The organism is Stieleria neptunia, from assembly GCF_007754155.1.
Taxonomy (GTDB): Bacteria; Planctomycetota; Planctomycetia; order Pirellulales; family Pirellulaceae; genus Stieleria; species Stieleria neptunia.
On sequence record NZ_CP037423.1, the window covers coordinates 8,410,188 to 8,430,173 of the forward strand.

General features: G+C 59.0%; 14 protein-coding genes and 1 pseudogene. 11 read left to right on the forward strand and 4 right to left on the reverse strand.

Annotated features, from left to right (window positions below):
• Positions 1-47: 47 nt before the first annotated feature.
• The gene (locus Enr13x_RS29295; protein ID WP_145390389.1) at positions 48-4,190 is read left to right on the forward strand and encodes a hypothetical protein; all 4,143 of its coding nucleotides are present in this window, start codon (positions 48-50) and stop codon (positions 4,188-4,190) included.
• Between the two features lie 32 nt (positions 4,191-4,222).
• Here Enr13x_RS29295 and Enr13x_RS29300 read toward each other — a convergent pair whose 3' ends face one another.
• Entirely contained in the window at positions 4,223-5,914 is a 1,692-nt protein-coding gene (locus Enr13x_RS29300) for a potassium channel family protein (RefSeq protein ID WP_145390390.1), read from the reverse strand.
• A 134-nt stretch (positions 5,915-6,048) separates the two neighbouring features.
• Between Enr13x_RS29300 and tnpC (Enr13x_RS29305) the strand changes: the two genes are divergently transcribed.
• From tnpC (Enr13x_RS29305) to Enr13x_RS39140, 3 genes and pseudogenes are all read left to right on the forward strand, one after another.
• The gene (gene tnpC, locus Enr13x_RS29305; RefSeq protein WP_145385599.1) at positions 6,049-7,605 is read left to right on the forward strand and encodes an IS66 family transposase; all 1,557 of its coding nucleotides are present in this window, start codon (positions 6,049-6,051) and stop codon (positions 7,603-7,605) included.
• Positions 7,606-8,012: 407 nt separating this feature from the next.
• Positions 8,013-9,569, forward strand: coding sequence for an IS66 family transposase (gene tnpC / locus Enr13x_RS29310; protein WP_145385599.1), 1,557 nt, complete (start codon positions 8,013-8,015; stop codon positions 9,567-9,569).
• A 341-nt stretch (positions 9,570-9,910) separates the two neighbouring features.
• A pseudogene (locus Enr13x_RS39140) lies at positions 9,911-10,108 on the forward strand (PDDEXK nuclease domain-containing protein); the annotation flags it as partial.
• A 42-nt stretch (positions 10,109-10,150) separates the two neighbouring features.
• Here the strand turns inward: Enr13x_RS39140 and Enr13x_RS29320 are convergent.
• The gene (locus Enr13x_RS29320; protein WP_145390391.1) at positions 10,151-11,140 is read right to left on the reverse strand and encodes a peptidoglycan-binding protein; all 990 of its coding nucleotides are present in this window, start codon (positions 11,138-11,140) and stop codon (positions 10,151-10,153) included.
• Between the two features lie 410 nt (positions 11,141-11,550).
• Here Enr13x_RS29320 and Enr13x_RS29325 point away from each other — a divergent pair, with 410 nt between their 5' ends.
• The 6 genes from Enr13x_RS29325 to Enr13x_RS29350 all read left to right on the forward strand — a co-directional run bounded on the left by Enr13x_RS29325 (position 11,551) and on the right by Enr13x_RS29350 (position 17,819).
• Positions 11,551-13,083 (forward strand): rhamnulokinase, encoded by a 1,533-nt coding sequence (locus Enr13x_RS29325; RefSeq protein WP_145390392.1) that lies wholly within the window; start codon positions 11,551-11,553, stop codon positions 13,081-13,083.
• Between the two features lie 29 nt (positions 13,084-13,112).
• Positions 13,113-13,739 (forward strand): 5-formyltetrahydrofolate cyclo-ligase, encoded by a 627-nt coding sequence (locus Enr13x_RS29330; RefSeq protein WP_145390393.1) that lies wholly within the window; start codon positions 13,113-13,115, stop codon positions 13,737-13,739.
• Positions 13,740-13,789: 50 nt separating this feature from the next.
• Complete coding sequence (locus Enr13x_RS29335) at positions 13,790-14,803, forward strand: ketoacyl-ACP synthase III (RefSeq protein ID WP_145392751.1); 1,014 nt, start codon at positions 13,790-13,792, stop codon at positions 14,801-14,803.
• Between the two features lie 130 nt (positions 14,804-14,933).
• The gene (locus Enr13x_RS29340; RefSeq protein WP_145390394.1) at positions 14,934-15,494 is read left to right on the forward strand and encodes a YqgE/AlgH family protein; all 561 of its coding nucleotides are present in this window, start codon (positions 14,934-14,936) and stop codon (positions 15,492-15,494) included.
• Positions 15,495-15,507: 13 nt separating this feature from the next.
• Positions 15,508-16,296, forward strand: coding sequence for a metallophosphoesterase family protein (locus Enr13x_RS29345; protein ID WP_145390395.1), 789 nt, complete (start codon positions 15,508-15,510; stop codon positions 16,294-16,296).
• A gap of 269 nt (positions 16,297-16,565) precedes the next feature.
• Positions 16,566-17,819: a sensor histidine kinase gene (locus tag Enr13x_RS29350; protein WP_197455442.1), complete on the forward strand. Its 1,254-nt coding sequence runs from the start codon at positions 16,566-16,568 to the stop codon at positions 17,817-17,819.
• Between the two features lie 14 nt (positions 17,820-17,833).
• On the opposite strand, the gene Enr13x_RS38370 is transcribed toward Enr13x_RS29350, so the two are convergent.
• Positions 17,834-17,980: a hypothetical protein gene (locus Enr13x_RS38370; RefSeq protein ID WP_197455443.1), complete on the reverse strand. Its 147-nt coding sequence runs from the start codon at positions 17,978-17,980 to the stop codon at positions 17,834-17,836.
• A gap of 22 nt (positions 17,981-18,002) precedes the next feature.
• Here Enr13x_RS38370 and Enr13x_RS29355 point away from each other — a divergent pair, with 22 nt between their 5' ends.
• Positions 18,003-18,692 (forward strand): winged helix-turn-helix domain-containing protein, encoded by a 690-nt coding sequence (locus tag Enr13x_RS29355; protein WP_145390397.1) that lies wholly within the window; start codon positions 18,003-18,005, stop codon positions 18,690-18,692.
• A gap of 139 nt (positions 18,693-18,831) precedes the next feature.
• Here the strand turns inward: Enr13x_RS29355 and Enr13x_RS29360 are convergent, their stop codons facing one another.
• Entirely contained in the window at positions 18,832-19,716 is an 885-nt protein-coding gene (locus Enr13x_RS29360) for a phosphatase PAP2 family protein (protein ID WP_145390398.1), read from the reverse strand.
• Positions 19,717-19,986: the final 270 nt, after the last annotated feature.

The following is a 19,986-nucleotide window of genomic DNA, read 5'->3' on the forward strand; positions in this document are numbered from 1 at the left end:
TGTCCTCTGATTCGGTGAGTCGCCCTACTTTTTGCTGCCCGCACCCCATGTCCAATCTTCCACCACCGGAGTCGATCTGCGATTCGCTCAAGCGGTTGGCGGGGTACCTGAATTTTTCCAGCGGCAGCAGCGATCCCACGATCGCTGCGCTTTGGAACGAAGCGTATTACCACGCCAGCCAAGGCAATCCCCTGACGGGAACGCCGGCTTGGCTCGTGCTCAATAACTGGATCGAGCAAACCTTGGCCGGGCTGGCCGAGTCGACGTCCGCGTTTGCCGACATCACCCAGGCACGCGACGTCTCACGATTGCTGCTCAGCGAATTGCTGCCGGCCTACATGGACTACCACCGGGACTTGCTGTTCCATCAGGAACCCGAAGTCTTGTTCAACGGGTTCTTCCTGGCCCGGGCCGCGGAGTCGGTGTTGCGACTTTACAGCGAACAGGCCTCGACCGACGACGACGAGGACACGACGTCCGGCTTGGTCTTTCAAGCGATCTGCGAACTCAACGACTTCGTCGGGTACCGCCCCGTCGCGGTGCTGGAAAACCGGCGTTGCCAGCCCTACCCGAACGAATTCGTCCGCCCGATCCCGCTCTATGTGCATGGGGCCGGCGTTTCGGCGGGACCCTATTTCGAGCTGATCACGCAGACGATTGCGATCCTGCAAGACAGCGACCCCGATGTCCTGCGCAGCGCCTCGTTCGACTTCCAGCAGCTCGCCGAATTGTCGCTCGACCCCCGGGCCTATGATTTCGATCACCCGGTCAATCGACGCCCCAACTATCACTTCGGTGGCTGGGACGAACGCAGCGTCAATCCCGAGGGATATTACGACCGGTTCGTGCTGCGGCAGGTCACGCTCGATTCGCTGCTCAAACGGGTCAGCGATCAAGAGCAGGTCGAAATCCAGGGGCTGTCCCCCGACGAATTGATGACCGAAGCGGCGACGGTTTTAGCCGGCACCATCCTGATGGCCAGCGGGATCAGCGGTTGGGGACCGACGGCTTATTCCAGCGACGTCACGCTGAGCACGTTGATGAAACCGATCGCGGAGTATCGCGATGCGTTCTATCTGGATCGGCTGAGCAAATTGACCGGAGACCATCGCGAACGGTTGGACGCCGAGCAACAGGTTCGTCGGCAACCCTTTGGTGCGGCCCGCCAAAACCTGAACGCCGCGTTGGCCGAACGTCGCGCCGCGCAGGTCCAACATGTCCAACTGGCGCGGCTGTACGCCCGCATGGGATACCCCGACGCCGCGGGACGACAAATCGATGTCGTCCCGGCCGCCTCGGCGCGGATGATTTGCCGCATCGACTGCGAAACCACGTTGGGTCTGCGCGCCCTGCGGTTCGGCAAGCTCGACCAGGCGATGGAAGTGCCGCAGCGCGTCTATGACTTGATCAAACGCGCCATCAAGTGCGGTGCCCTGGCCGACCCCTGGGACCTGATCGGTTTTGCCGGCCAATTCAGCTTGCACCCCAGTCCAGAATGCAGCGTTCACGATTCTCGTGCCGACGATCTGCTGTACTTGATCGACCAGCTGTTCAGTTACATGGCCAAGGTCTGGAGCGAGGCGGCGGCACGCAACGATGCCGCGTCATACGAATCGATCAGCAAGCTGTACCGTGAAGTCGCCGAGTGGTGGCGTCAATTCGGTGCCCACACGGTCGAATCACTCGAAGCGGCCGATCCGCTGGAATCCTACGATTCGGCGCGACTGGTCGCCCAAGCCCTGCGCGTCTGGCACGAAGGCGGTGCGGCGGCCGGCGATGTGAAATTTTGGGCGCCCCACGCGGAGTTTTTTGATTCCCCGCGAGCCTACTCGCTGGTGATCTCGGCGCTGTTGGAACGCTACGATTTTCTGCCCGCGATGGCACTGCTGATTCACTGGCTCGGCAACGCCAATGAAATCGGACTTCGCCAAGGCGGCAACTCGTTGCCACGTTTGGCCGAACGCTGGTTGATGCGACTGCGTGGCCAGTTCGAAGACGAATCTCAGGACGATGCCCAACGCGCCGGTTGCGAGGCGTCCGAAATTTGGCCCCTGGCGCGGAAGTGCTTCGATTACTTGGAAGCCAACGCCGAAGACTTTTGGTCGGCCCCCCGATTCGAACTCGGTGACAACGCAAAACCCCCGCGCGACTGGGAACGCGAACTCGCCGGTGAAAACCCGGACGAAGAAAACGACCCCGAATCGGGCGGTTTGTATGACGCCGCATACGACGGCGTTTCCTACCGCGACACCACCGACGATGGCGTCGACGGCGCGATCTTTGAATATTCCGGCGACGGCAGCCGAGACGAATTGGAAGCGGAATGGAAACGGCTGGTCGATCGGCTCACCTTCCTGCAATCGCTGGCACGCATGTGGTCGGTCGCGGCCGATATCGTCATCACCGATGGTCAAGACGACGCCGAACGGGCCCAAGACCAACTGCTCGCGCTCCGCGATTGGTCTCAACGCGCCAAGGTCAACCGTGTCGGCTTGCTGGAACTGCTCGATGCCGTCCGCGAGTACAAAATCACGCCCGGCGGAAGCGACAAAGAGTCGATGCGCGACTACGATCGCTCCCGCGTGCTCCGCGATTCGCTGATGGAACGGATCATCGGCACGGCGGTCGAGATGTCCGACGCGCGACGTTTGATCTGCGGCGCGATCATTGCCCATGTCGCCAGTCACCCCTCGCTGCGTCCCGATGCGGCGGACAGCGAATCGTCGACCGATCAGGTGGCCGGCGAGGAAGCGGGACTGGACGAGATGTCCGCCGATGACGTGCAAGCGGTCAAACTGTACGCGTCGCTGATCGCCGGCGATGTCGAATCGACCCGCAAACTGTTCCCGGAATACGTCGACGCGATCAGCCGCGAAAACCTGCTGTACATCCCGATTTCACGCGGCGGCGACCCGGTCAAAATTTATCTGGCCCGGTTGCGTCAACGCGTGCTGCGGCACTTGATGCACTGGCTGCCACGTCGCGGGCTGGTCAGCGAAGCGTGCCGCTTGATCGAAGTGTCGCGATTGATGGAACAGCAAAACAGCGTCGGCATCGGCGCGGTCACGGAATTTGACAGCCTGTTCCGTGACGGGTTCACCGCGTTAGTCGACGCGTTGACGGCCTCGGTGCGTCAAGATCGCGACTACGAAGAACTCAACGGTGACGAAAACGCGATCGGCGAAGTCCTGATTCCGCTAGTCGAACGGCTGACCGAAACGATGCTCGGTTCGTGGCTCGCCCACAGCCAAACGCTGCGTTTGTCGCCGCTCGAAACGGTCAACGACCGGCAAAGCTGGGAACGATTGGTCGAATTCATCCGCCGCTACGGCGACCCGATCTTCACCCAGGTGTTTCTGCAACTCGGCAACGTCCGCGCCATCCTGCATCAAGGCGTCGCGGACTGGCTGCAACGCGTGATCGACGAAGACGACGCCCAGATCGCCGACATGCAACTGTTCGAGGATCTGCGGAGCGGAAAACTGTCCATGAACCAGGCCAACCGCTGGATCACCCTGGTCTACGAAACGCTGATCGATCATCACGCCGAGTACCAGGATTACAACAGCACGACGACGCAAAGCGATCGCGGCGATCTGGTTTACATGTTCATGGATTTCCTGCGTCTGCGGGCCAGCTATGAACGCATCGCGTGGAACCTGAAACCCGTCATGTGGGCCCACGAAGTCCTGGTCGGAAACGGCCTGGAGAACGCGGCGATGATGTGGCGCCGCAGTTTGAGCGAGCGGATCGGCGCCGAAGCCGAAAAGTTCGTGATGCGGCTGCGCAAGATGCAAAAAAACTACTCGATGCGAATGCCCACCGTCGCCGATCGCATCCTGGAACGGTTCGTCCAGCCGATGACGATCGCGCGGATGCGCGCCTTGGTCAAACCCGCCATGCGGGATGCCGAAGCCGGCCGCGAAAGTTCGCGATTCGAACTGCTGGAAGAAGAAGCCGAGTTGCTCGCCCGCACGCCGACCGGCGCCGGGTTGGACGTGCCCGCCTGGTTGGCGGCCTTGGAGGAAGAAGTCGAGCAACTCGCCAAACGCAGCGCCAGCAGCGAGATCGATCCCGAATCGCTGATGACCATCCCGATCGTTCCGCTGGCCGTCGACGACCTCAACGACCAACTCGACGTCGCCCAGTCCCAAGGCCGACGACTGCCGCACATGCGGTCCAAAGAGTAGCCGCCAAAAGCTCAACACCGGCGAGTGCTTTGTCAGCGATTCAAATACTGTTCTAAGAACCGCTGTTGTGATTCATCGCTGCCGATCACGACCATTTCCCCGTCTGTGGGCAGCGTGGTGCTGGGATCCGGATTGACGAGGACTCCGTCGGCGGTGTCAATGGCGATCACACTGCAGCCGGTCCGTTGGCGGATGGCGCCCTCGGTCAAGGTTTTGCCGGCAAGGGAGGTCGGGACCTTCACCCTGAAAACGTCCAGCCCTTCGGCCAGCAGTAACACGTTGCTGCGGTGCAGTAGATTGAAGATCGCGTTGGCCCCCATCGAGGCCTCCGAGATCACAAAATCGGCGCCGGCGCGGTGCAAGGTGTGAACATTGCGTTCGAGCGTCGCTCGGCTGATGATCTCAATGTCCGCGCGCAAACGCCGACAATAGAGCGTCAAGTAGACGTTCAGCGCGTCGTCGTGGGTCGTAATCACGACCGCAGACGTTTCCATGATCCCGGCTTGCTTCAGGATCTCCAGATCGGCCGCGTCGCCGACGATCAGCCGGTCGTCAGCGCGGTTTGCTTTCGCATTTTTCTCCACAACTCGATAATCAATCGACTGCTCGGCAAGCCCGCGAGCGGTCGCGGACCCGACACGGCCGTAGCCGATGATCACGATCGGTACGTCGCTGGCGTGATAGATACAAAACAGGCTGTCGTATTCATCGAGTTGCTCGCGTGTTCCGGCCAGCACCAAAACGGTGTTCTCGGCGATCAGCGTGTCCGGGCCGGCGTTTTGATAGTGCCCTCGTTCCCAAACGCCCGACACGGTCAGATTGACGTGATCACGCAAACGAATGTCTCGAAGCGTTCGCCCGACGAGCGGCGTTCCAGCGGCACTGGCCTCGGCGACCAACAACTGATCGAATTGCCCGATGACATGCGTCTTGGCGTCGCGTCCGATCACGCGTCGGGCCAGCGAACGCCCCAACATTTCTGCCAGTTCCAACACGCGAGTGCAGCCCGCCAGCTCGAGGATGTCCACCGAAGCGACGTCAGCCGCCGTGGCGACGATGGGGACCGTCTCGGCGACTTCGCGCGCGGTGAATGCGACGTTGGTGTTGACCACATCTGTGCCGACGGTGGCCACCAGCGCTGCCTTGTCGGTACGCAACAGTCGATACGTCTCCGGATCATCCAATTCCCCGACGACGACTCTCAAGTCCAGATCATGAAGCCGCAACGCTTCTGCGACTTCCGGAACCAAGATGACGTACGGATATTGGTACTGCGTCAGTTTCTTGATCAACGCGGCGTCGATCGGGCCGTAATGCGTCAAGATGACGTGGCCCTCGGCGTCTTCAGGCAACTCGCGAGGTGCCCGCGCCGCCTCCTGGGCTTCCATCCACGGTGCATAGAAAAACTGAATGAAGGTAAACGGCAACAGGATCAGCATGAACAATGTTCCGCTCATCAACACCAGCATCGAAAACACCCGCCCCAAGTCGGTGTGGAACGTGATGTCGCCGAACCCCAGCGTGGACATCACCGTCAACGTCCAATAGATGCCCGTGATCCAACTGTAGCGACGACCTTCCCAGGCCATCAGGTAGTGAAAGAACACGCTGTAGACGAGGATCATCGCCAGCAACGTGACGACGAACTGAGCAAGCACCCGCAGGTTGCGGCGACTGGCACGGTTCCGCATAAAATGCAGATACAGCGTGGTGAATGACTTCATGACGTCTCCGGAGTCGTAATCTCGCCCGCCCCGGGGAAAAAGGGTCAGGAGCCTTTTTGGCACTCTGGGCAACTGTAACAGTTTAGTCCTCTTGGAACTGCTATTGGTCGATTTTGGGGCGGCGGGATAAATTGGTGGCAATCGAGGATTGCCGCGAAATGTCTATTCCAATCTATCCCAACCACGAGCACGCTTGCCCCAATGTAGGGAATTGCCCGCATCTTGGTGGCGCCTCGGTGATTTCTGTTGCGATGGTAGCTAATCAAAGCGAGGACACCCGAGAATCATCGCTTCGCCAGATTCGATTGCTCGAAAAGCGTAACAGCGAATTGCTCAGCGACGTCGTCAGCCTCCAAGAGCAACTGGAACGCGTCAAACTTGAATTGAAGATTGAGCGGCAGAACAAGTTTGCAACCAATGAGCAGTCTGACGACGATGCGAAACCGGAATTGCAAGAGGCCAACCAAGATGATTCGGGTCGCAAAGCTAAACGCGGCGCCCCGGTAGGTCATCCAGGATGGTTTCGAAAGACTCCCCAAGAGTACGATTGGGACATTGATGTCAAGGCTCCTCGAGTCTGCCCCTGCTGCGCGAGTCGCCAAGTCATTTTGTTGGATGCCGATCCATTGGAGCACCTGCAGGAAGATATTGTTGATGGACAGTTCCGCGTCGTGCTCTATCGTCATGTGGTCGCCAAATGCATCGCCTGTGATACGCTTGTGCAAAAAGCTGGTCCGGGAGAGGTTCTGGGAAGTCGCATAGGACCAGGGTTGCGCAGCAAGGCGATCTATCTCCGCAATGTCATTGGCATTACCTACCGCAAGGTCCCACGAGCGATTGAAGAGTTATTTGGAATCACGTTCACAGCGGCAGCACTGATCGGTTTCGAAAAGGCTCTTGCGAAGCTTGCCGAACCGGTTGTCGACGATATCGCCAAGAAGCTTGCCAGCACTGACGGGCCAGTCTATGCGGATGAAACCTACTGGACCTTAGACGGCGATCGCGCCTACTTTTGGGTACACGGCAACGAACAGTTCATCCATTTCACTTTTGAAACGACGCGTGCGGGGTTCGTTTCACGCGACGTTCTTGGCCCTGACTTTTGCGGCACTTTGGTAACGGACTGCTACGGTGGCTACAATGCTCAGGTCGCTGGCGCGAAGCAAAAATGTTTGGCACATCTTGCTCGAACCTCGCGTGATTGGCAAAAGCTCGTTGCTCCGGTATCAGCCGACTATCAGTTCTTCGAAGATGTCAAGCAATTCGTCCAACGCGGTACTCGCCTCCACCGCCGACGAAAAGCCGGTAAGCTAAAAGGAGCTGCACTTGAGTCTGAGATCTTGTGGCTGCGAAACGAATTGGAACGCCTTTCGTTGACTGATGTCGAAGACGAAAAAGCGATCCAACTTCAAGGGCGAATTCTTCGTCACCTCTCAGAGTGGTTGGTGTTCATCGACGATCCACGAGTTTCGCCGACGAACAACCTTGCAGAACGTGCTATTCGCCCACTAGTCGTGTTGCGCAAGATCTGCTTCGGCAGCCGAAGTCGGGAAGGTGGTGAGCGGATGGCAGATCTGATGAGCGTTGCAGAGACAGCGCGGCGTCATGGGCACCGTGCCAGCGACATCTACTACGGTCTTTTCACGCGACCTCCGGACGAAGTACTGCGTTCGCTTTATGCACCGGCGTAGCGGCTACGCCGGTGCAGGCGATCGTGTCGCCTCTTCATAGGAAGAGACAAGCTGCGACTCCGGAAGAAGCAGCGAGCGAAATTCTCAGCCGAGCGACTCACCTGTAGTCACGTTCGCTGGACGATTCCGGTGAAACGACGTTGAATGCTGCGCTGATGGTAAACCAATCGGCACGCCCCATGACAGACTGCGGGGAGAGCTGAATCCAATCCTTCGGCGATGCGCAGTTCGAGCGATGGTCCGACACCACCGTCCCCCAGGTCATTCAACTAAACTGTTACGGGCAACTGCCGTTTGCCTATTCTTCCTAAAAGGCTCCTGACCCTTTTTTGGCACGCATTACAGATGTAACAGTTTAGTCCTCTTGGAACTGCTATTGGTCGATTTTGGGGCGGCGGGATAAATTGGTGGCAATCGAGGATTGCCGCGAAATGTCTATTCCAATCTATCCCAACCACGAGCACGCTTGCCCCAATGTAGGGAATTGCCCGCATCTTGGTGGCGCCTCGGTGATTTCTGTTGCGATGGTAGCTAATCAAAGCGAGGACACCCGAGAATCATCGCTTCGCCAGATTCGATTGCTCGAAAAGCGTAACAGCGAATTGCTCAGCGACGTCGTCAGCCTCCAAGAGCAACTGGAACGCGTCAAACTTGAATTGAAGATTGAGCGGCAGAACAAGTTTGCAACCAATGAGCAGTCTGACGACGATGCGAAACCGGAATTGCAAGAGGCCAACCAAGATGATTCGGGTCGCAAAGCTAAACGCGGCGCCCCGGTAGGTCATCCAGGATGGTTTCGAAAGACTCCCCAAGAGTACGATTGGGACATTGATGTCAAGGCTCCTCGAGTCTGCCCCTGCTGCGCGAGTCGCCAAGTCATTTTGTTGGATGCCGATCCATTGGAGCACCTGCAGGAAGATATTGTTGATGGACAGTTCCGCGTCGTGCTCTATCGTCATGTGGTCGCCAAATGCATCGCCTGTGATACGCTTGTGCAAAAAGCTGGTCCGGGAGAGGTTCTGGGAAGTCGCATAGGACCAGGGTTGCGCAGCAAGGCGATCTATCTCCGCAATGTCATTGGCATTACCTACCGCAAGGTCCCACGAGCGATTGAAGAGTTATTTGGAATCACGTTCACAGCGGCAGCACTGATCGGTTTCGAAAAGGCTCTTGCGAAGCTTGCCGAACCGGTTGTCGACGATATCGCCAAGAAGCTTGCCAGCACTGACGGGCCAGTCTATGCGGATGAAACCTACTGGACCTTAGACGGCGATCGCGCCTACTTTTGGGTACACGGCAACGAACAGTTCATCCATTTCACTTTTGAAACGACGCGTGCGGGGTTCGTTTCACGCGACGTTCTTGGCCCTGACTTTTGCGGCACTTTGGTAACGGACTGCTACGGTGGCTACAATGCTCAGGTCGCTGGCGCGAAGCAAAAATGTTTGGCACATCTTGCTCGAACCTCGCGTGATTGGCAAAAGCTCGTTGCTCCGGTATCAGCCGACTATCAGTTCTTCGAAGATGTCAAGCAATTCGTCCAACGCGGTACTCGCCTCCACCGCCGACGAAAAGCCGGTAAGCTAAAAGGAGCTGCACTTGAGTCTGAGATCTTGTGGCTGCGAAACGAATTGGAACGCCTTTCGTTGACTGATGTCGAAGACGAAAAAGCGATCCAACTTCAAGGGCGAATTCTTCGTCACCTCTCAGAGTGGTTGGTGTTCATCGACGATCCACGAGTTTCGCCGACGAACAACCTTGCAGAACGTGCTATTCGCCCACTAGTCGTGTTGCGCAAGATCTGCTTCGGCAGCCGAAGTCGGGAAGGTGGTGAGCGGATGGCAGATCTGATGAGCGTTGCAGAGACAGCGCGGCGTCATGGGCACCGTGCCAGCGACATCTACTACGGTCTTTTCACGCGACCTCCGGACGAAGTACTGCGTTCGCTTTATGCACCGGCGTAGCGGCTACGCCGGTGCAGGCGATCGTGTCGCCTCTTCATAGGAAGAGACAAGCTGCGACTCCGGAAGAAGCAGCGAGCGAAATTCTCAGCCGAGCGACTCACCTGTAGTCACGTTCGCTGGACGATTCCGGTGAAACGACGTTGAATGCTGCGCTGATGGTAAACCAATCGGCACGCCCCATGACAGACTGCGGGGAGAGCTGAATCCAATCCTTCGGCGATGCGCAGTTCGAGCGATGGTCCGACACCACCGTCCCCCAGGTCATTCAACTAAACTGTTACCCCGAGAGTGATCTCGCCCGGCAGCTGCTCCGCGACCCGTACAACTTTGATTTCCTGACCCTGACTGAGCGGCACAACGAACGGGAACTGGAGGACGGCCTGATCGAGCACCTGACTAAATTTCTGCTCGAACTGGGCGCCGGTTTTGCCTTCGTCGGCCGGCAATACAAAATTACCGTCGACGGCGACGAGTACAGCATCGACCTGCTGTTCTACCACCTACGGCTGCACTGCTACGTCGTGATCGAGCTGAAGGTAGAAAAGTTCAAACCCGAGTACGCCGGGAAACTAAACTTCTACTTACAGATGCGCCGGAATGTGCGGCCCGAGCTTCGGTTGGCTATCGACGAGTCGTTGTCGTCCGATATGCACGTGCGAAGAAAAAACCGCGTAGTTGTCCGCATTGCGCATGCGTTGCTTGTGCGTCAGTCGAAAAATCTTGTCTCGGTAACAATGGTCTTTGATGTACAGAAAGGTTTCATCGTCGATGAAATGAAACAACTCGTGCATCAGAATGTGCATAAACTTATCCTTCTTCGGTTCGCTCATTTTTTGGCACAGGTAGATGTGTGCCGGATCGGTTACAGAATTGCGTTTGCTGCTCTTGCTTTCGGTGCGGGGAACATACGCAAAATAGTTCTTGCCGAGCGGATCGATGGTGAAGATCGAGACTCCGACGGGATTCGAGCCAGTCAGTGGGATCGGGGGAACCTGAAGCGCAGCGTAGGCCCGCCGCAGCGTGGTTCGAATCAGGCCGAGTTCGCTGAGTGTTTCGGAGCTTGAAAGTTTGCTGAAGTCGAAATAGAGATCGGCCATCTCGTAATCGCGTTTGGACGTAAACAATCCCTCCCCGAGACGCACGTAGTCGATCGCGCCTTCGATCGTACGCCGCGCCTTGAGCGACATTTGATTCAAATCCGGCATCGCAGTGACGACCCTGGCGAGCAGCGCGGCATTTTGAGCTTTCATGCGATGTTTGGGAATCTCATTCATCCGTTTGAGCGTCGGGCCATGCGGGTCGACACGACCATCGCTGCCGGTCCGTTGAAAGCGTTGGAAATCAAGAATCGCCTTGTTCGTTTTCGGACCGATCCAACCGTCCTCGTCCAACGCGACCACCGGACCGCCGTCCTGCGGGCCAATTAAGTTGAGCAGCCGTTGAATCGTGCGGACGTCGTCGCGATCATTTCGACCGCCCTGTCCGACCGACGCGCCGATTTCCCAAGCCGAAACGCCCCCTTCGAAACAATGCTCGACACACTCGCGACCGGTATTGGCAAGAATTTTCATCGCTCGACCCATGACTGACGTGGTTCGAAGTCAACACGTCGGCGAATTGGCCGCGGTTGATCCACTGATTTCCCGGCACCCAATTGTCTCGGATGGGGCGGAAAAACGCGAACATTTTCTTGCCGGTTCCGGCGAGACGATCAAAAGAGCGTCAAAAAAACAGCCATCGTACGACGACCTTTCCAGGTCGTCGAGAATCATTCTGCGACGGTCCGGAAGGGCCGTCGTACACAGAGACGTGCGACGGTCCGGAAGGGCCGTCGGACAGAAATGGCTTGTGTCCGGAGACTGCTACTCGGAGCGCCCGCGAAGATTTATATTGATCACGATCCACACACCGGATCCGGATTCCAGCCTTCTGGAAACTGGAATTTTCATCCTACTCCCTCTTTTCCCTCTGAGACGCTCGCATGCCCAACACACCCGTTCATCTGGCCGTTGACTTGGGGGCCTCCAGCGGCCGCGTGATTGCCGGACGCATCGACGACGGAAGGCTGCAGCTGGAAGAGATGCATCGTTTCGCCAACGATCCGGTGATGATTCAAGATTCTCTGCAGTGGAACGTTCACGGCTTGTGGGCCGAAATCCTGGAAGGGCTGCGGATCGCGGCGACTCGTTTCGAGTCGATTCGATCGGTCGGTGTCGATACCTGGGGCGTCGACTATGTCTTGGTGGACGAAAACGACCAGATCGCGTCACCGATTCGTCACTACCGCGATGCCCGCAACAACGGCATGGTCGAACGCGCGTTTGAGATTCTCGGCGGTGCCCAGCAAGGGCGTCGACGGATGTTCGAAGCGACCGGATTGCAGTTCATGCAAATCAATTCGGTCTTTCAATTACTCTCGGCCGTCACCCACAAGGAGCGATCGCTGCAAATTGCCGACGGCTTCATGATGATGGGCGACTTCTTTCACTGGTTGCTGTCGGGAAAACGCAGCATCGAAGCCACCAACGCTTCCACCAGCCAAATGTTGGATCCCAGAACGGGTCAGTGGCAGATGGAAATGATCGAGGCCCTCGGCATTCCGACCAAGCTGCTCGGTCCCGTTTCATTGCCCGCAACCACCCTGGGCAATGTTCAACCCTCGGTCGCCGAAGCGACGGGGCTGAAAGATGTTTCCGTCGTCTTACCGGCCACGCACGACACCGCGTCGGCGGTACTGGCGGTGCCCGTCGACGGTTTCGCACCCGAAAAGCCCGACTGGTGCTACATCAGTTCCGGAACCTGGTCACTGATGGGTTGCGAATTGGCGTCACCACGGGTCACCGAACTGTGTTCGGAATTCAACTTCACCAACGAAGGTGGCGTGGGCGGCAGCACCCGTTTGTTGAAAAACCTCGGCGGCTTGTGGATCTTTCAACAGCTTCGCAAATCGATGCAACGCCGCGGAAACGAGGTGACCTGGGAATCGATGGTCTCTCAAGCCGAATCGGCGGCACCGTTCCAGTTGTTGATCGACCCGGACCACCCCGATTTTGCCGCCCCGACCGACATGCTCGATGCGATCGAAGCGTTTGCGGCGAAAACGGGACAACCGAAACCGGGTGCCGAGGGCGGCTACTATCGCGCCTCGCTGGAAGGCTTGGCGTTGCGATATCGAGTTTGTCTGGGAATGCTGGAGCAGCTCGTCGACAACCGGATCGAGACGATTCATATCGTCGGCGGCGGAACGATGAATGAGTTGCTGTGCCAGATGACCGCCGATGCCTGCAATCGAACCGTGATCACCGGTCCGGTCGAAGCGACTGCGATCGGGAATTTGCTGATGCAAATGGTGGGCACCGGGGTGATCGGCAGCGGCAACCCCGAGGAGCTGACCAGCGCCGTGCGTCAGTCCCGCAGACTGGTGCGAGAGAGTTTTGCGGTCAAGACCTACACGCCACAAAACGCCGCAGAGTGGGACGAGCCCGCCGAGCGATTCGTCGGCTTGGTCGATTGATGCATCCGGCCCCGCGGGAGAACCAGCCGATGGGCGGCCCCAGGAAAGCCTCGATCCGCCGCGCGACAGCCGCTGCACGACGCGATCAAGGTGACAAAGAACGGCTCAGCCGCCAGATCACCGACCGACTGCAATCGATGCCGCAGTATGCCGCGGCCGGCTGCGTGCTGTGGTACGTCCACGTTCGGGACGAAGTCCGCACCGAAGGCGCCTTGCGGGGGGCGTTGCAGGAGACGCCGCCGTCAGACAGGAAGATCGTGGTGCCGTATTGTGTCGGCGAGGATCTGCATCTGTTCGATTTGCGGGGGTGGGACGATCTGTCACCCGGGGCATTCGGAATCCTGGAACCCCGTGCCGAGCGACGCGGCGGTGCAGACCGTTCGGTTGCGGCGGCGGAACTGGATTTGATTGTGGTCCCGGGCGTTGCCTTTGACCCCAAGGGCGGGCGATTGGGGCACGGTCGCGGGTTCTACGATCGGCTGCTCGCCCGCGTGCGGGCTGAAACCGTGCTCGTCGGCGTGGCCTTTGAGTGCCAGATCGTGCCGCACGTCCCCCTGGACGACCATGACGTCTCGATGGATTGGGTGGTCACCGAACAGCGATTGATTGACTGCGAGGGCGGTCCCCGGGTCCGCGCTGGGGACGAACATTGGTAGGCTTTCCTTTTGAACGTCTTTATTCACTTGGCAATTTTAGGATGCCGTCTGTGCCGTACGCCCAAATTGGCCCTATCGCCGTTCATTTCCCGGAAAAGGTAGAAACCAACGAGGAGCTTCAGCGGGAATTCCCGAGGTGGGATTTGGCCCTGATTGAAGAGAAAACGGGAATTCGCCAGCGCTACATCGCCGCCGAGGGCGAGACATCGAGCGATCTGGCCGTGGCCGCGGCCGAGAAACTGTTTGCGGACCAGCAAATCGACCCGAACTCCATCGATTTCCTGCTTTTTTGCACGCAAACGCCCGACTATCCGCTGCCGACGACCAGCTGTCTGATCCAGGATCGGCTCGGGCTTCCGACGCATTGTGGGGCATTGGATTTCAACCTCGGCTGCAGCGGTTACGTGTACGGATTGGCCGTCGCCGATGGTCTGATCCAGAGCGGGGTGGCCAAGCGAATCCTGTTTCTGACTGCAGAGACGTACACCAAATACATCGACCGGGCGGACCGCAGTTTGCGTACGATTTTTGCCGACGGGGCCGCGGCCACGTTGGTGACCGCCGGCGACATGCCTTCATTGCGGGGGTTCAAATTCGGCAGTGACGGCAGCGGTGCGGACATGTTGATCGTCGGCGACGGCGGCGCCCGAGCCCCCGAAGACGCGATCCCACCGCGACATCGCAAACGCTGGAAAAGCCGTCTCTACATGGACGGACCGAGTCTGATCAATTTCACCGTCGACGCCGTGCCCCAATTGATCGACCAAATTTTGCAACAGGAACAGCTGACCGACGCCGATATTTCGCAATACTTGATGCACCAGGCGACCTGGAAAATGCTCGACGAACTGCGGATTCGGCTGGAGCTGGAACCCGAGCGGCTTCCGATCGAGTTGGCGGAGATCGGCAACACCGTCTCGTGCACACTGCCGATCCTGATCGACCAGCTGCGAAAGTCTGGCCGACTGGACCGCGAATCCGTTAACATGCTGATCGGCTTCGGCGTCGGCCTGTCCTGGGCCGGCTGCCTGTGGCAAGATCTGGCGGGCGAGACGGCGGGTTGAACAATGGCGGGTTGAACAATGGCGGGCTGAACAATGGCGGGCTGAACAATGGCGTCCGGACCGTCACCCGAGAAGCGACGATGTCTGGTCCACGCAGCATCGGGTCCGACTGAACAGGTAGCATCCAACCATGGTCGAATTCTTAAGCGGAAAACTGCTGATCGCGTCGCCGTATTTAAACGACCCGAATTTCCTGCGCAGCGTCGTCTTGATCGTCAGCCATGACGAGGAGGGGGCGTTCGGTCTGTCGCTGAACCGGCCCACCGACCAACGGCTCAGCCAGATCGTGGAGCTGTCGATGCCGCAGGGTTCGGTCCGCGAGGATGACTTGATCTTCGAAGGCGGTCCGGTCGACGGGCCGCTGTTGGCGTTGCACGATTTGGTCGGAATCGGTTCACCGGTCGGCCAAGATTCGTCGGGGCTGTGGCTGACCGGCGACGAAGACCATCTGCGGTTGCTGTTGTCGCGTGTCGATGCCCGCGTCCGATTCGTCTCGCAGTATTCCGGTTGGGGCCCGGGACAATTGGATCACGAAATGCAGTGTGGGGGCTGGTTGGTCGGGGTGGCCAACGCCGACGTTGTGTTCGATGACCCGGAACAGGTTTGGGAGACGGCGGTCAAACGTTGCGGCCACGAAATCCTTTCATCACTCTCGCCCGGATTACGTTTCAACGATCCGTCGGTGAATTAAAGCGGTCGGGCGAATGCGGCGTTTTGTAATCGGAGACATTCACGGCTGCGACAAGGCTCTACGAACGCTGATCGAATGCATCGCGCCGGAGCCTGACGACGAGTTGATCTTCCTGGGCGATTACGTCGACCGCGGCCCGGACAGCCGTGGCGTGATCGACCAGTTGATCGAACTGCAATCGCGTTGCCGCGTCGTCGCGCTGCGTGGGAACCATGAAATCATGCTCTGCGGCGTGGCCTTCGGTGGGCTCGACGGAGAGATGTGGTTGACCGCTGGTGGCAAGGCGACCGTGACCAGCTACGGCGGATCGCTCGACAAGATCCCCGCCGCCCACAAAAAGTTTCTGCTGTCGCTGCTTCCACATTATGAAACACGAGAGTCGATCTTCGTCCACGCCTGTTACGATGCGCAAACGCCGATGGACCAACAGCCCGAAGAGCTGCGTTACTGGACCCACCTCAATACCACGCCGGGCCCGCACTTTTCGGGCAAAAAAGTCTTCGTCGGGCATACGCCTCAGCCCAGCGGCGTGGTGCTCGATCTAGGCTACCTGGTCTGCGTCGACACCTATTGCTTCGGCAACGGTTTTTTGACCGGCATGAACGTGGCCACCAATGAGATCATCCAAGTGGACAAAAAGGGGTTCCGCCGGCGAGTCCCGGCGGCGGCGTTTTTGCTGTTCGTCGCCGATTCATTCAAGTTCGTCCACCGATTGATCACCAAACGCGGTCGAGTGGAAGTGGAACTGCCCCTCCCCGCCGAACCTCTCAACACGCCGAAACCCGGCGATCAACCGGAGTGATGAGTAACGCTTCACCAGACGGCGCCGCGGACAGCTCCCCTGCCGGCACACGCGGCGCCCCAAACAGCGCATCGCCAAACAGCGCATCGCCAAACAGCGCAGTGTCGCCTGCGGCGCCGACGCGTTCCGCTGGCGTCTCCGTTGCGCCCGCGAACGCACAGTCCGCGAACGCACAGTCCGCGGAAGAACAATCCGCAAACGATCAATCCGCACGCTCCAGACCGTCGGGAGCCTCGCTCCCCCGCATCGGCTTTCAACCGCGTTCGGGCATGATCGTGACCGGCATGGCGTTCGTGTTCGCCACCGTGTGGTTGACCACGCTGTTGGATGCGGGCACGACCGAAACACTCGTCGCGACCGCCGCGAGCTGTTTTTTGGTCGGCACCGCGCTGGTCATCAACAACCTGCTTCGCTGGGAGAACGCGGACAACGCCTATGAGAAACAACGCTTGAGTGCGGAGACCTGGAACGCGCGGTTTCGAAAGCTGCATTCTGAATCGACACGCACCGCCGCGGTCTTGTCCCACATGATCGATGGGATCGTGATGCTGTCCCCCAAAACCGAGATCTTGCTGATCAACGAAGCGGCGGCACGTTTGCTGGCGATCCCGGGCGATGGCGTTTACTTGGGCCGACGACTGGCGGAACTGGTTCGCGTGCCAGAGATCATTCATGCCACTCGACGGGCTCAAAGTGACAAGGTGGATCAAAGCCTCTCCGTCGAAATCGTGGGCGGCTCCGTTGTGCGACCGGTCGCGGTTCGCATCAGCCGGATCCACGATGCCGATCCGCCATACCTGTTGCTGGTCTTGCGAGACGAAACCGATGCCCAACGTGTCGAAGCGATTCGGCGCGAATTCATCGCCAACGTCTCGCACGAACTGAAGACGCCGCTGGCGGCGATCAAGGGCTATGCCGAAACCGTTGAACTGGCGATCGAGGACGACCCCGAAGCGGCCAAGCACTTCATCGCCCAGATCGACACGCAATGCTTGAGACTGGAAGACCTGATCGCGGACATGATGCGACTGGCCCGCGCCCAGTCCGGCAAGGGCACGTTGATGGTCCAGACCATCGACCTGGAAAATGTGATCCGGCAGGCCTTCAGCTCGTTTCTGCCGGTCGCCGCGGCCAAGCAAATCGAATTGACCCTGCGTCCCAGCGATGCTCCGGTTCACGTCCTGGCCGACGAAGAAGCCGCCTTGGCGATCACCCAGAACCTGATCAGCAATGCGATCCGGCACACCGATGCCGGGGGGCACGTCGGCGTGTCCTGCCGCCAGGTGAACGAGGGTTGGATGATGGCCGTCGAAGACGACGGCGTCGGCATCGCGCCGGAGTTCCAGGAGCGGATCTTTGAACGGTTCTATCGCGTCAAACGGGCCCGTAAGGCGGCCGACGGGGGGACCGGAATCGGCTTGGCGATCGTCAAGAACCTGACCCGGTCCCTGGGGGGCACGGTCTCGGTGACCAGCAGCCCCGGAGAGGGGGCGACGTTCGAAGTCTGGTTGCCCAAACCCTGATCACCACCAGGCCTTCACCAAAGCTTCATCGTGAAAAAGTGCTTCAGTAGGGTGTACTTTTCAGGTAATTTCACCAGGATGTCGTTTTGCGAGCTGTCCGCCCACAGACCGATCACCACACGGGAAACGGCGGCCAGCATCCTTTCGAAAATTGTCCGCATGGATCCAGTCAAGCGCTGAGGCATGTCCACCAATACCAAGGTTTTGGTCGTCGAAGATTACAGCCCGTTAGCGGAGTCGCTCGAGTACCAACTCAAACGAGCCGGCTACGAAGTCTATCGCGCCAGCGACGGACGCGAGGGTGTCGATCAGGCGAAACTCTATCTTCCCGATCTCGTCATCCTGGACATCGATCTGCCGATCCTGGGAGGCATCGAGGTTTGCAAACAATTGCGTGCCGATTCCAAGACCCGGGAAGCGCTGATTTTGATGCTGACCGCCATGGGCGAAGAATCAGATCAGGTGGTCGGGTTCGCCGTCGGAGCCGATGACTACGTCGTCAAACCCGTCGAAAGCTACAAGGTGCTGCTGCAACGAATCAAAGCGTTGCTGCGTCGACGCGAGCCGATCCTGGACGACCATGAATCGGTCAGCCATCAAAACGTGACCGTCGACCGACGACGTTTCGTGGTCACGGTCGAGGAGTCACCGCTGAAGTTGACCAAGAGCGAATTCCGACTGCTCGACGCCTTGATCCGACAACCCGGACGCGCCTTCGGCCGCAGCGAATTGGTCGACGCGGCCTTGGGCGAAGACACCGTCGTGTTGGACCGCACCATCGATGTCCATGTCCGCGCACTCCGCAAAAAGATGGGAACCGCAGCCGACTTGATCGAAACCGTCCGCGGTGTCGGTTACCGGTTCAAAGAGTAACGCATCGCGACAAGCGGGGTGTTTTTTGTTAGCGGTAGGGCGCGAGCCCTCCGGTTTTTCACGATGTTTTTGAAGCGCGACCGGACGGCTCGCGCCGTTCCGCTAACACCTTTAGAGCCAAAATAGATGGCATCGGGCTCTATGCCGCTGCGCTCGACGTGTCCTGCTCGGCAACGTCCCCACCATCGCCGACCGGTCGCCGGCGGCGGCGTGGTTCCGATTCGGGTTGCATCTTGTCAAACAAGTTGCCCAGCAGCCGGGGGTGCAAACACACGAACGCCCAGATCAATCCGAATGCCGCACCACCCAGGATATCGCTGGGAAAGTGCGCCATGCTCGCCAGCCGCTGCAGCCCGGTCCCCAAGCAGATCGCCGCAAACAGCCAGCGGCCTCGCGGCAACACGATCCACAACCCGACCGTCAATGCCATGGCCGTCGCCATGTTGCCACTGGGAAACGCCCGCGTGCTGGCATCGAACGTGGCGACCTGAGAAAGCGTCCAATCGAACGCCCACAGCCACGCCGAATCGATTGACGCGACGTCCAAGTTCAATCCCGTCGGACGCGGACGCAACACAAACATCTTGGCCAACGTCGCAATCGCTCCGGCACCGATCGCCAACGTGGCCAGTCGAGGCAAATGCCAACGACACTGGGGAGCCATCAAAAAGATCCCGAACAGCACCAGAAACACACCGCTGCCGTGCGAGAAGATCTGCATCAGCTCCAATCCGCTGCGAAACTCGCGTGGCAACGGATCACCCGAAAACCACCGCGCAACGGAGATGTCGATCAGCGTGATCATCGGCACCGACAGCAACAGCATGCCGGCGAACCACAGTAACGCGCTGACCCGAAACGACGCCCCCGTACCCTCGGTCGGCGGATAGACCAAACGCAAGCTCGCATCGGCCCCCCCGGGTTCACACCGCGGTGTCGTCCGGCCGGTTTCATCGCCGCGGGTTTCATCGACGCAGCGTTCATCGCCGCTGGGGGTCTCGTGGAGTGGTGCTGCAGATCGCATGAGGAAGGCAACTCTCGGGCGTTGAGCGGTGTCCGTGAAACATCGGTGCGTGAAACAGGATTGCCGCGTTCCAACCGAGTCGCGACCGGCAATCCACGTTCAACGCCGGACACTAACGAAATCAGCGGCGAGAATGAAAGACGCATTTTCGCGACTGTCCAGCTCACGGCGACTGCTATTCCGGGTACGACGGCCCTTCCGGGCCGTCGTCGGCAGGACTCTCCTCGACGACCTGAAAAGGACCTTGTCCAACGATCCGCTGACCGCATC

Coding starts and splice junctions, on each gene's coding strand:
- Enr13x_RS29295 (WP_145390389.1), top strand. CDS start 48: ATGTCCAATCTTCCACCACCGGAGTCGATCTGCGATTCGCTCAAGCGG.
- Enr13x_RS29300 (WP_145390390.1), bottom strand. CDS start 5,914: ATGAAGTCATTCACCACGCTGTATCTGCATTTTATGCGGAACCGTGCC.
- Enr13x_RS29320 (WP_145390391.1), bottom strand. CDS start 11,140: ATGAAAATTCTTGCCAATACCGGTCGCGAGTGTGTCGAGCATTGTTTC.
- Enr13x_RS29325 (WP_145390392.1), top strand. CDS start 11,551: ATGCCCAACACACCCGTTCATCTGGCCGTTGACTTGGGGGCCTCCAGC.
- Enr13x_RS29330 (WP_145390393.1), top strand. CDS start 13,113: ATGGGCGGCCCCAGGAAAGCCTCGATCCGCCGCGCGACAGCCGCTGCA.
- Enr13x_RS29340 (WP_145390394.1), top strand. CDS start 14,934: ATGGTCGAATTCTTAAGCGGAAAACTGCTGATCGCGTCGCCGTATTTA.
- Enr13x_RS29345 (WP_145390395.1), top strand. CDS start 15,508: ATGCGGCGTTTTGTAATCGGAGACATTCACGGCTGCGACAAGGCTCTA.
- Enr13x_RS29350 (WP_197455442.1), top strand. CDS start 16,566: ATGATCGTGACCGGCATGGCGTTCGTGTTCGCCACCGTGTGGTTGACC.
- Enr13x_RS38370 (WP_197455443.1), bottom strand. CDS start 17,980: ATGCGGACAATTTTCGAAAGGATGCTGGCCGCCGTTTCCCGTGTGGTG.
- Enr13x_RS29355 (WP_145390397.1), top strand. CDS start 18,003: ATGTCCACCAATACCAAGGTTTTGGTCGTCGAAGATTACAGCCCGTTA.
- Enr13x_RS29360 (WP_145390398.1), bottom strand. CDS start 19,716: ATGCGATCTGCAGCACCACTCCACGAGACCCCCAGCGGCGATGAACGC.